The following is an 11852-nucleotide window of genomic DNA, read 5'->3' as shown; positions in this document are numbered from 1 at the left end:
CTCAACCCTCCTTGTTCGGCGGCCATTTGTTGGTGTCGATCTTCGATGTCCACAGCAGGAACGCCGCGAGGTCGGTGACCTCCTGGTCGCTCAGGTGGAACTGCGGCATCTGCCGGCGACCGGGCACGCCCAGCGGCTGCATCTTCATCCAGGCGGCGAGGAAGCTGCCGAAGGCCGCATCACCGCCACGGCGGATGGCGACGTTGCCCAGCTCCGGCGCGAAGTAGGCGCCTTCGCCGAGGATCGAGTGGCACCCCACGCAGTTGTTCTGCTCCCACACCAGCTTGCCGCGCACCACCGATTCGGTGAGCTCACTCTGGTTGGTGCGCTTGGGGAAGGTGGTTTCGGTGTGATAGGTCAGCGCGAGGAACACCAGGAAGAAGAAAACGCCTCCTCCCAGGTAGATGTTCCTCGCCATCCCTTTGGTAAATGTCTCTGACATGGGGCCCTCCTAGGTCACGGTCGGGGCCATTGTAGGAAGCCTCCTAGGACGTCTCGCTTGATGGCAATCAAGAAAGACCAATGCTTCCAGTCAGGTATTTTTCAGAAGGAAAATCAATGAGTTGCGTGAATGGCCAGGATCACGCAGGTGACCACCAGCGGCCAGCCGAGCAACAGCGCCTGCCACAGGCGCGGGCCGTGGCTCAGCTCCATGAAGCGCAGCGCGATGAGCCAGGCCTTGCCCAGGCCCAGCAGCAGGATCGCCGCCACCGGCAGCAGCAGGTCGGGCGCATGGTGGCCGAGCCAGACGGAGGCGACGGACATGGGCAACATCAGCAGCCAGGCGAGCAGCAGCGTCTTCATGAGCCGGGCGCCAGCACGTAGACCAGCGGGAACAGCACCACCCAGACCAGGTCGACCATGTGCCAGTAGAGCGCGCCGGACTCCAGCCCGCCCAGCTCGTCGCTGCGGTAGGCGCCGCGCAGGCAGCGCAGGGTCATCCAGCCGAGGATCACCAGCCCCAGCAACACGTGCAGGAAGTGGAAGCCGGTGATCAGCCAGAACAGGGTGAAGAAGGTGCTGTATTCCAGGTCCAGCCCGCGCGCGGCGAGGTGATGGTATTCGCCGGACTTGAGCACCACATGGGCCAAACCCAGCAGCACGGCAAGAGCCAGTAATGCAGCCGCGCGGCGCTGGCGGCCGTGGCGCACCTGCTCCACCGCCAGCGCCGCACAGAAGCCGGCGGTGAGCAGGGTCAGGGTCAACGCCAGGGCGGTGGACAGGTCCAGTTGCGCGCGCCCGGCGCGGAAGCCTTCGACATCCAGGTGCTGGGTCACGGCGAAGACGATGATGAGGATGGCGAAGACCGTCAGCTCGGCGAGGATGAACAACCACATCGCCAGGTCGCCCGGCAGTCGCCGGGCACTGAACGTCGCCTCAGGCGAAGTGGACATCGACCAGGTCCATCAGCGCGGTAACCGTGGCCGCGTCGTCCGACAGCGGCTCGGCGAGCCCGGCGCGGCAGGCATCGCGCGGCGCGACACCGGCCTGCAGCAGGCGCGCGGTGAGCACCAGCAGGCGCGTCGAGCAGACCTCTTCCAGCTCCTGCCGGCCCAGACGGCGCAGGGCCACGCCCAGTTGCGCCAGGCGCTGAGCCAGTTCGGGGGACACCCCAGCCTCGCGAGAGATGATGCCGGCTTCCACTTCCGGCGTCGGATAGTCGAAATGCAGGGCGACGAAGCGCTGGCGCGTACTGGGCTTCATGCCCTTCAGCAAGTTCTGATAGCCGGGGTTGTAGGACACCACCAGCATGAAGCCCGGCGGCGCCACCAGGGCTTCGCCGGTGCGCTCGATGAACAGTTCACGGCGGTCGTCCGCCAGCGGGTGCAGCACCACGACGGTGTCCTGCCGCGCCTCCACCACTTCGTCCAGGTAGCAGATGCCGCCTTCGCGCACCGCGCGGGTCAGCGGGCCGTCCTGCCACCAGGTGCCGTCGCTGCCGATCAGGTGGCGGCCGACCAGGTCCGCCGCCGACAGGTCGTCATGGCAGGCCACGGTGTACAGCGGCAGGTTCAGACGCTGCGCCATGTGCTGGACGAAACGGGTCTTGCCGCAACCGGTCGGGCCCTTGATCAGCACCGGCATGCCCTGGGCGGAGGCGTGGGTGAACAGCGCCACCTCGTTGCCGGTCGCCTGGTAGAAGAGCGGCTCGATGGGCTGGGCGGGGGCATTCATGGCGAGGAATTCTCTGTAGGAAGTTTCGGTAGGCAAGCTAATCAGCCAAGCCACCCGCCTCAAGCACGACGCGAGGAGTTCTTGATTGCCATCAAGCCAAGGCCATCAGGGCCGCTCCTAGAATCGCCACAGAAGCCGGGCGGGAAGCCGGCGCATACGAACGGCGCCTCGAAGCGCCAAGCCTGTGAGGAGAGCGGTGATGAACAAAGCCCTGGTTGCCCTGCTGCTGGGTGGCATGCTGGTCCAGACGACGGCGCTGGCCAGCAGCGGCGAAGAGCTGTTCAAGGCGAAGGCCTGCGTGGCCTGCCATGCGGTGGACAAGAAGCTGGTGGGCCCGGCGTTCCATGAGGTCGCCGCCAAGTACGGCGCCGACGGCACGGCGCACATCAGCCACAGCATCCTCACCGGCAGCAAGGACGTCTGGGGGCCGATCCCGATGCCGGCCAACCGCACCGTCAGCGAGGAGGAAGCCAAGACCCTCGCCGAGTGGATCGTCACCCTCAAGTAACGTCGTTCCGTGCGGCCGGCGCGCTCAGTGCCGGTCGCTTCTCTCCAGCAGCGCCAGGCACTTCTCCGCCGGTAGCGGCTGGCTGATCAGGTAGCCCTGAATCTCGTCGCAACCGTGGGCGCGCAGGAAGCGCAGCTGTTCGGCCTGCTCGACGCCCTCCGCCACCACCTTCAGTTCCAGGCTGTGCGCCATGGCGATGATCGCACGGGTGATGGCCGCGTCTTCGCCGCGTTCGGACAGGTCGCGGATGAAGGTCTGGTCGATCTTCACGTAGTCCACCGGGAAGCGCTTCAGGTAGCTGAGCGAGGAATAGCCGGTGCCGAAGTCGTCGATGGCCAGCTTCACGCCCATCTCGCGCAACTGGCGGAAGGTCGTGGAGACACTCTCGACGTTGTCCAGCAGCTGGCTTTCGGTCAGTTCCAGTTCCAGCAGGTGCGGCGGCAGGCCGGTGTCTTCCAGCACGGTACGCACCAGGTCGACCAGATTGCCGGTGCGCAGCTGGTGCACCGAGAGGTTCACCGAGACCCGCAATTCGCGCCCCTGCTTCTGCCACGCGCGGGCCTGCTGGCAGGCGCGGCGCAGGACGAACTCGCCGATGGCGCCGATCAGCCCGGTCTCCTCGGCGAGGCCGATGAAATCGCTGGGCGGCACCATGCCCATCTCCGGGTGATGCCAGCGCACCAGCGCTTCGGCGCTATCCAGGCGTTCGTTGGCGAGGTTCAGCTTGGGCTGGTAGTGCACGTCCAGCTGGCCTTCGTCGATGGCCTTGCGCAGTCGCGTTTCCAGCTGCAGGCGCTCCAGGGTGCAGGCCTGCAGGTTGTCGGTGAAGAACTGGAAGGTGTTGCCGCCCAGGTGCTTGGCGTGCTGCATGGCCATGTTCGCCTGGCTCATCAGCGCGGAGATTTCCCAGGCGTTTTCCGGCAGCAGGCTGATGCCCACCGAGGCGCTGACCACCAGTTCGTGGCCGCCCACGGTCATCGGCGTGCGCAGCTTGGCCAGCAGCCGGCTGGACAGCCGCGCCAGCGCGGCGAGGCTGGCGTAGGAATCGATCAGCACGGCGAACTCGTCGCCGGACAGCCGGGCGATGGTGTCGGCTTCGGGCACGGTCTGGGTCATGCGCCGCGACATCTGCCGCAGCAGCTGGTCGGCGACTTCGTGGCCGAGGCTGTCGTTGAGCAGCTTGAAGCGATCCAGGTCGATCAGCAGCAGCGCCGCCGTGCGGCCTTCCTGGCGCGCGCGCTGGCTGGCCTCGTGCAGGCGTTCCTTGAACAGCGTGCGGTTGGCCAGGCCGGTGAGTTCGTCGTAGTGCGACAGGTAGCGCAGGCGCTCCTCGGCATCGCGGCGGGCGGTGAGGTCGGCGAAGAAGCCGACCACATGGGCGACCTGCCCACGGCTGTCACGCACCACGTTGAGCTGCAGCCACTGCGGGTACAGCTCGCCGTTCTTGCGCGTCTCGATCAGCTCGCCCTGCCAGGTGCCCTGGCGCTCCAGCTCGGCACGGATCGACTGGTAGCGCCGCAGGCTTTCCGCCGAGCCCATCAGGCGCGCCACGTTGTGCCCGAGCAGCTCGTCGCGGCGGTAGCCGGTCAGTGAAGTGAAGGCCTCGTTGATGGCGATCAGGCGGTAATCCGGGTCAAGGATGATGATGCCTTCGCTGGCGGCCTCGAACACCGTGGCGGCCAGGCGCTGTTCCTCTTCGCGCAGCTTGCGGGTGGAGATATCGGCGCGGGTACCGACCATCCGCGTGACCTGCCCCTCGCCATCGCGCTCCATGACCCGGCCGCGGTCCTCGACCCAGACCCAGTGGCCATCGGCGTGGCGCACGCGGTATTCGATGCGGTAGCCGTCGGTACGGCCCTTCAGGTGTTCGACCAGCGCGCGGCGCAGCAGCGGCAGATCGTCGGGATGCAGGCGCGGGCGCAGGTCGTTGCGCACACTCTTCACCGCGTCCTGGGTGATCCCGAAGATTTCTTCCAGGTGCGAGTGGTGCACCTCGTCGGTCAACAGGTTCCAGTCCCACAGGCCCAGTTCACTGGCTTCCAGCGCCAGGGCCAGGCGCGCTTCGGTGTGGCTGAGCTGCGCGCTGCCCGCCTCCACCCGCTCCTGCAGCGCATCGCGGGCTCGGCAGAGTTCGCGTTCGGCGCGGCGGCGCTGCTCGACTTCATGCTCCAGGTCCTGGTTCAGCGCCTCGGTCTGCGCCTTGGCGCGCTCCAGGTGCGCCACCAGCGCCTGGGCCTGGAAGCGTCGCAGCAGGCCGGAATGCACCAGCCGGTGAATCTGCCAGGCGACCACCAGCAGCGCAGCCAGCAGGATTACCCCGAGCACACCCCAGCCTTGCTGCAGCGGATTCTCGCTGATCAATAAATAGGCAATGGACGGGAACAGGCAGGGCAAGGAGAAGGTAAGAAACGCCGGCAGGCTGACCGCGTAGGCAACGCTGGCCGACAGGATGGCCGCGGCGATCAGGCCGAAGACCAGGGATTGCTGGAGAAAGGCGTCCGGTGGCACCAGGGCGATGGCGGCAAAGGCCAGGGTCAGCCCCGAAGCGCCGGCGCCGAACAGGAAGGTGCGCTGCCAGTGCGGGCTGGCCTGGCGCTCGGTGGAAGCCGCGTTGAAGGCGGATACCTGGATCAGCCGCAGCACGGCCAGCAGCACCAGCCATACCAGCCAGCCGGCCAGCAGCCCCGGCTGCACGTAATCCCACAGCAGCCCGGCGCAGGCCAGGCCGTTGAGCAGCATGAGCAGGGTCGGCACCCGCGAGCCCTGATAGAGGAGGCGGGTGCGTTCGACGGCAATTTCGTGAGCGTACTGCTGGCGGATCTCGGCATGGCTCACCGGGATCGCCGAAGGCTCTACATAAGCGGTCATAGGCGTTTTTCTTGTAGGTTTCAGGCCTAGGCGTCGGCGGAGCATACCCGAGGAGGTAGCCCCACCCAAGCAGGATGATGGCAATTGGCTGCGTGCCCGCCCAACTTTCGTCGGGAAGACGCCGGACAGCGGGCGGGTTTGCCGGGGAAAACCGCCCGTCGGTAGAATGCCGTCCCATGAACGATGACCTCTCCTACCTGCTCAACTCCCTCAATGACCCGCAGCGCCAGGCCGTAGCCGCGCCGCTGGGGCGCCAGCGCGTACTCGCCGGTGCCGGGTCCGGCAAGACTCGCGTGCTGGTGCACCGCATCGCCTGGCTGATCCAGGTCGAGCGCGCTTCGCCGCACAGCATCCTGGCCGTGACCTTCACCAACAAGGCCGCCGCCGAGATGCGCGCGCGGATCGAGCAGCTGCTGGGGATCAACCCGGCCGGCATGTGGGTCGGCACCTTCCATGGCCTGGCGCACCGCCTGCTGCGCGCGCACTGGCAGGAAGCCGGGCTGCCGGAGAACTTCCAGATCCTCGACAGCGACGACCAGCTGCGCCTGGTCAAGCGCGTGGTGCGCGAGCTGGGCCTCGACGAGCAGCGCTGGCCGCCGCGCCAGGCGCAATGGTTCATCAACGGCCAGAAGGACGAGGGCAACCGCCCGCAGAACATCCAGGCCGGCGGCGACCTGTATCTGGCGACCATGGTCAGCGTCTACCAGGCCTACGAAGAGGCCTGCGCCCGTGCCGGCGTGGTCGACTTCGCCGAGCTGCTGCTGCGCTCGCTGGACCTCTGGCGCGACCGCCCGAGCCTGCTGGAGCACTACCAGCGGCGCTTCCGCCACATCCTGGTGGACGAGTTCCAGGACACCAACGCCGTGCAGTACGCCTGGCTGCGCTTCCTCGGCAAGGGCGGCGAGAGCCTGATGGTGGTGGGCGACGACGACCAGTCGATCTACGGCTGGCGCGGCGCGAAGATCGAGAACATCCAGCAGTTCGGCGATGACTTCGCCGGCACCGAGGACATCCGCCTGGAGCAGAACTACCGCTCCACCGGCACCATCCTCAAGGCCGCCAACGCGCTGATCGCCAACAACAGCGGGCGCCTGGGCAAGGAACTGTGGACCGACGGCGTCGACGGCGACCCGATCACCCTGTACTCGGGCTTCAACGAGCACGACGAGGCGCGCTACATCGTCGAGACCATCGAGGACGCCCTGCGCAAGGACGGCCTCAAGCGCAGCGAAATCGCCATCCTCTACCGCTCCAACGCCCAGTCCCGGGTGCTGGAAGAGGCGCTGCTGCGCGAGAAGATTCCCTACCGCATCTACGGCGGCCAGCGCTTCTTCGAGCGCGCCGAGATCAAGAACGCCCTGGCCTACCTGCGCCTGATCCGCCTGCGCGACGACGACGCTGCGCTGGAGCGGGTGATCAACGTGCCGCCGCGCGGCATCGGCGAGAAGACCGTCGAGGCGATCCGCAACGCCGCCCGCCACAACGGCACCTCGATGTGGCGCGCGATCAACGACGTGATCGCCGCCAAGGCCGTGGCCGGCCGCGCCGCCAGCGCGCTGAACGGGTTCCTGGAAACCGTCGACCTGCTGGCGGTGAAGGTCGAGGGCATGCCGCTGCACCAGATGACCCAGATCGTCATCGAGCAGTCCGGCCTGATCACCTACCACAAGGAAGAGAAGGGCGAGAAAGGCCAGGCCCGGGTGGAAAACCTGGAAGAACTGGTCAGCGCCGCCCGCGCTTTCGAGACTTCGGACGACGAGGACACACCGCCGCTGGTGGCCTTCCTCGACCACACCGCGCTGGAGTCCGGCGACACCCAGGCCGACGCCTTCGAGGACAGCGTGCAGCTGATGACGCTGCACAGCGCCAAGGGCCTGGAATTCCCGCTGGTGTTCGTCGCCGGTGTGGAAGAAGGCCTGTTCCCGCACAAGATGAGCCTGGAAGATCCCGGCCGTCTGGAGGAAGAACGCCGCCTGGCCTACGTGGGCATCACCCGCGCCATGCACCGCCTGGTCATGACCTACGCGGAAACCCGCCGGCTGTACGGCAGCGAGACCTACAACAAGGTCTCGCGCTTCGTCCGCGAAATCCCGCCGAGCCTGATCCAGGAAGTGCGCCTGTCCAACTCGGTGAGCCGGCCGCTGTCGGGCAACCAGCGCAGCGGCAACCTGTTCAGCGGCGCCAGCGTACCGGACACCCCGTTCAGCCTCGGCCAGTCCGTGCGCCACCCGCTGTTCGGCGACGGCGTGATCCTCAACTTCGAAGGCTCCGGCGCCCAGGCACGGGTGCAGGTGAACTTCGACAGCGAGGGCAGCAAGTGGCTGATGATGGGGTACGCGAAGCTGGAGGCGATCTGACCGCCCGGCACCGCCGCACGGATATGCGCAGGAGCGGACTCCGTCCGCGATAGCTCACAGCGAGCTCGGAACATCGCGGACGAAGTCCGCTCCTACGCCCGGCTCAGCAACGGGCTCAGTGATGCCCGCCGCCGTTCTGCTCCAGCGTCTCGATCAGCGCCACCTGCATCCGCGAGTGCACGCGGATGAACCAGCGCCAGAACACCGCGATCACCAGCGCGGCGATCAGCGCCACCACCACCAGCAGCTCGCCCGGCGGCAGGATGCTCGAACTGAGCGCCGCCAGCAGCAGCATCATGCCGCCCAGCGACAGCAGCGGGATCATCTCGGAAATCACCCGGCGCACACGGGCGGTGTGGCGTCCGGCGCTTTCCGCCTTCACGCCCATCTCCGCCAGCAGCATCGCCAGCGCCTTGAGCTTGCGGTAGGCGGCGATCAGGAACGGCAACGACAGCAGCAATGCGGCGCCCCAGATCAGCGCCTTGTGTAGTGCGTCGTGCTCGACGAATTGCGCCAGCCACTGCGACAGACGGTCGGCGAAGAACGCCAGGCTGAAGAAGATGCCGATCACCAGGGTCAGGTTGACCCCGACCTGCAGCAGGATGCGGCGGATCATCCCGGCGAGGATCGCCTTGTCGCCGCGCGGCTTGATGCTGCGCAACCACTCACCGTAAAGGCTGAACACCCGCACCATGGGCGACGGCAGGCTACGGCCGAGGTACAGCGCCAACGGGTCGGCCGAGCGGATCAGATAGGGCGTCAGCAGTGTGGTGATGGCCGACACGCCGACCACCACCGGGTAGAGGAAGTCGCTGGTGACGCCGAGGCTCATGCCCAGCGCGGCGATGATGAAGGAGAACTCGCCAATCTGCGAAAGGCCCATGCCCACGCGCATCGAGGTGCGCCCGTCGTTGCCGGCGATGAAAGCGCCGGCGCCGCAGGAGATCAACTTGCCCGCCACCACCACCAGGGTGATCACCAGGATCGGCGCGGCGTAGTCCACCAGCACCTTGGGATCGATGGTCAGGCCGATGGCGACGAAGAAGATCGCGCTGAACATGTCGCGCACCGGCTCCATCAGGCGCTCGATCTGGATCAGCTGGCGCGACTCGGCCATGATCGCGCCGATCAGGAAGGCGCCCAGGATCATGCTGTATTCCAGCTTCACCACCAGCAGGCAGAAGCCGAAGCACAGCCCCAGCACCGTCACCAGCAGCATCTCGTTGCTTTCGAATTTCGCCACGTAGGCCAGCAGGCGCGGCACCAGCAGGATGCCGACGACCAGCGCGACGACCATGAACAGGCTGAGCTTACCGACCGTCGAGAACACCTGATCAGCCTCCACCGAGCCACTCACGGCGATGCCGGAGAACAGCGCGATGATGCCGATGCCAAGGATGTCCTCGATGATCAGCACGCCGAAGATCAGCTGGGCGAAGCGCTCGTTCTTCATCTTCAGGTCGCCCAGGACCTTGATGATGATGGTGGTGGAGGACATCGCCAGGATCGCGCCGAGGAACAGCGAATCCATGGTGCTCCAGTCGAACAGCCGGCCGATCTCGAAGCCGGCCCAGATCATCAGGGTGATTTCCAGGAAGGCGGCGATGAACGCCGTGGCGCCGACCTGGAACAGCTTGCGCAGGGAGAACTCCAGCCCCAGGCAGAACATCAGGAAGATCACCCCCAGCTCGGCGAGGGTCTTGATCGTTTCCTCGTCGTGCACCAGGGCGAAGGGCGGGGTGTGCGGACCGATGATCACCCCGGCGATGATGTAGCCCAGCACCACCGGCTGCTTGAACTGATGACAGAGGATGGTGACGAAGCCGGCGATCAGCATGATCACCGCGAGGTCCTGGATGAAGTCGATGGCATGCATGGTCGGCGGTCCTCGCGGCGAGCTGGTCAGGGGGATCGCGCGGCTGACGGCCTCGCTCAGCGAAGCCTACCATCCGAGTCCTCCGACAGGCGGTTCTGAAAGAATCAGTAACAGACTGATTTGGAAAGGGATTCATCTGCCCCCATATCAGACGCCCGGCCCGTGACAGGGCAACAGCACGAAACAAAATCCGACTGGCCCTCTAGGGCATCGGTCGGCAACATGACGTGCGTCGTATACCAACCAAGAGAATGACAACCATGAAGCGCTTTCTCAGCCTTGCCATGGCCTTCTGTGTCGCCGTGACGCTCAGCCTCGACGTCAACGCCGCCAAGCGTTTCGGTGGTGGCAAGAGCATGGGCTCGGCGCCAAGCCACCAGACCCGCCAGGCGACACCCAACGCCGCCCCGAATTCCCCGACTGCCGCCGGCCCGGCCGCAACCGGTGCCGCCGCAGGCGCTGCCGGCGCCGCTGCCAAGAGCGGTGCTTCGCGCTGGCTCGGCCCGCTGGCCGGCCTCGCCGCCGGTGGCCTGCTCGCCTCCATGTTCATGGGCGACGGCTTCCAGGGCATGCAGTTCCTCGACATCCTGATCATCGCGCTGATTGCATTCATCGCCTTCCGCTTCATCGCTTCCCGTCGCCGCCAGCAGCAGGGCAACCAGCCCGCCATGGCCGGTGGACATGCGCCGATGCAGCGTGAAATGCCGGCCGCCACGCCGTCGATCTTCGGTGGTGCTTCCCGTCCGGTGATGGACAGCCGCCCGGTGATCAACGCGCCGAGCTGGTTCGACGAGACCCGTTTCGTCGCCGCTGCCCGCGAGCACTTCATGTCCCTGCAGCAGCACTGGGACTCCAACGAGATGGACAAGATCGCCGAGTTCGTCACCCCGCAGATGCTGCAGTTCCTCAAGCAGGAGCGCGCTGACCTGGGCGACGGCTACCAGTCCACCTACATCGACAACCTCGATGTGCAGCTCGAAGGCGTGGACGACCAGGCCGAGAAGACCATCGCCACCCTGACCTTCAGCGGCGTGTCGAAATCCTCGCGTTTCGACCAGGGCGAGCCCTTCAGCGAAAGCTGGCGCATGGAGCGCCCGCAGGGCGAGAACCAGCCCTGGCTGGTGGCTGGCATCCGCCAGAACTGATCCTGCGCGTGTTGAAAAAGCCCGGCGATTGCCGGGCTTTTTCGTTTCCGTCGTCCCTACCGGCAAGGCAGCGCAGTGTTCCCCGCGGGCCCGCCGCTCGTCCGGACGGCGCTCGCGCAGTGGTCTTGCGCGGATGGCCGGCTACTACTGTATAAAGCGCGCCAACCGTCGAATGTAGAGAGGCCCCGCCTGTGGAAGATGTGATCGAGAAGTTGCGTGAAGCGAACGAGCCGGTGCCGGTACCGCTGGAACTGCCGGACGAAGAACTGCTGGTGGAAATCGAAGAAGCCCTGCTGATCGGCATTCCGTCGGAATTCCGCGAGTTCCTCCTGCTGGTCAGCGACGTGGTCTATGGCCGCCTGGAACCGGTGACGGCGACCGATCCGCAATCCCATACCTACCTGCCGGAAGTCGCCGCCGTGGCCTGGGCCAGTGGCCTGCCGCGCGAGCTGATCCCGCTCTGCGCCGATGGTGACGACTACTACGCGGTGGCCGAGGACGGCGAGGTGATCCTCTGGGCCGATGGTGAACTCACCGAGGAAACCTGGGACTCGGTGTGGACCTGGGCACGCGACGTATGGCTCGATACTTGAAGGGGGGTGTCGGAATTTCCTGAAACTTCCATGGTCACACAGGCAACCCAGCGTACCTCCAGCCCTTGCTGCCCGGGCGGGTACGATGCCCCGTGGAGAAACTATGAAGTTGAAAGCCTTGATCACCTGCCTGTTGCTGCTCGGCCTCGCCGGATGCGCCGACAAGGCCGTGGTGACGCTGCAGGATGGCAGCGAAGTCCTGGTGAAGGATCACTCCGACTACGACAAATACAATGACTACTACGAATTCGAGCAGCTCAACGGCGAGACGATCCTGATCAAGAAGGACAATGTCCGCTTCATCAAGACGCCGTGAAAGAGCGCCAGCCG

11 protein-coding genes are annotated in these 11852 nt (G+C 66.1%); 5 read left to right on the top strand and 6 right to left on the bottom strand.

Going from position 1 to position 11852, the window contains the following annotated elements:
- Position 1: 1 nt before the first annotated feature.
- The 4 genes from QO207_RS02590 to QO207_RS02575 all read right to left on the bottom strand — a co-directional run bounded on the left by QO207_RS02590 (position 2) and on the right by QO207_RS02575 (position 2175).
- Positions 2-442 (bottom strand): cytochrome c, encoded by a 441-nt coding sequence (locus QO207_RS02590; RefSeq protein ID WP_169935397.1) that lies wholly within the window; start codon positions 440-442, stop codon positions 2-4.
- A 113-nt stretch (positions 443-555) separates the two neighbouring features.
- The gene (locus tag QO207_RS02585; protein ID WP_301479269.1) at positions 556-804 is read right to left on the bottom strand and encodes a cytochrome C oxidase subunit IV family protein; all 249 of its coding nucleotides are present in this window, start codon (positions 802-804) and stop codon (positions 556-558) included.
- Positions 801-1394 (bottom strand): cytochrome c oxidase subunit 3, encoded by a 594-nt coding sequence (locus QO207_RS02580; protein ID WP_301479267.1) that lies wholly within the window; start codon positions 1392-1394, stop codon positions 801-803. Before QO207_RS02580 ends, QO207_RS02585 begins: the two co-directional genes overlap by 4 nt.
- Positions 1378-2175 carry a CbbQ/NirQ/NorQ/GpvN family protein gene (locus QO207_RS02575; RefSeq protein WP_301479265.1) on the bottom strand — a complete coding sequence of 266 codons (798 nt, stop codon included), beginning with the start codon at positions 2173-2175 and terminating at the stop codon, positions 1378-1380. Before QO207_RS02575 ends, QO207_RS02580 begins: the two co-directional genes overlap by 17 nt.
- 199 nt (positions 2176-2374) lie before the next feature.
- On the opposite strand from QO207_RS02575, the gene QO207_RS02570 reads away from it, so the two are divergent.
- On the top strand, positions 2375-2683 hold the full coding sequence (locus tag QO207_RS02570) for a c-type cytochrome (RefSeq protein ID WP_301479264.1): 309 nt from the start codon (positions 2375-2377) through the stop codon (positions 2681-2683).
- A 24-nt stretch (positions 2684-2707) separates the two neighbouring features.
- Here QO207_RS02570 and QO207_RS02565 read toward each other — a convergent pair whose 3' ends face one another.
- Positions 2708-5551 (bottom strand): EAL domain-containing protein, encoded by a 2844-nt coding sequence (locus QO207_RS02565; RefSeq protein WP_301479262.1) that lies wholly within the window; start codon positions 5549-5551, stop codon positions 2708-2710.
- 176 nt (positions 5552-5727) lie between these two features.
- Here QO207_RS02565 and uvrD point away from each other — a divergent pair, with 176 nt between their 5' ends.
- Positions 5728-7908, top strand: a complete 2181-nt coding sequence (gene uvrD / locus QO207_RS02560) for a DNA helicase II (protein WP_301479261.1) — start codon at positions 5728-5730, stop codon at positions 7906-7908.
- Between the two features lie 115 nt (positions 7909-8023).
- Here the strand turns inward: uvrD and QO207_RS02555 are convergent, their stop codons facing one another.
- Positions 8024-9784, bottom strand: a complete 1761-nt coding sequence (locus QO207_RS02555) for a cation:proton antiporter (RefSeq protein ID WP_301479259.1) — start codon at positions 9782-9784, stop codon at positions 8024-8026.
- Between the two features lie 260 nt (positions 9785-10044).
- On the opposite strand from QO207_RS02555, the gene QO207_RS02550 reads away from it, so the two are divergent.
- From QO207_RS02550 to QO207_RS02540, 3 genes are all read left to right on the top strand, one after another.
- Positions 10045-10929, top strand: a complete 885-nt coding sequence (locus QO207_RS02550) for a Tim44 domain-containing protein (RefSeq protein WP_301479257.1) — start codon at positions 10045-10047, stop codon at positions 10927-10929.
- Between the two features lie 191 nt (positions 10930-11120).
- Positions 11121-11522, top strand: a complete 402-nt coding sequence (locus QO207_RS02545) for an SMI1/KNR4 family protein (protein WP_205338258.1) — start codon at positions 11121-11123, stop codon at positions 11520-11522.
- A gap of 103 nt (positions 11523-11625) precedes the next feature.
- Positions 11626-11838, top strand: coding sequence for a YgdI/YgdR family lipoprotein (locus QO207_RS02540; RefSeq protein WP_301479255.1), 213 nt, complete (start codon positions 11626-11628; stop codon positions 11836-11838).
- Positions 11839-11852: the final 14 nt, after the last annotated feature.

The organism is Pseudomonas sp. CAN1, from assembly GCF_030462585.1.
Lineage (GTDB): Bacteria > Pseudomonadota > Gammaproteobacteria > Pseudomonadales > Pseudomonadaceae > Pseudomonas.
Note: the sequence above shows the minus strand (reverse complement) of the source record. Positions and strands in the feature narration are given on the sequence as shown.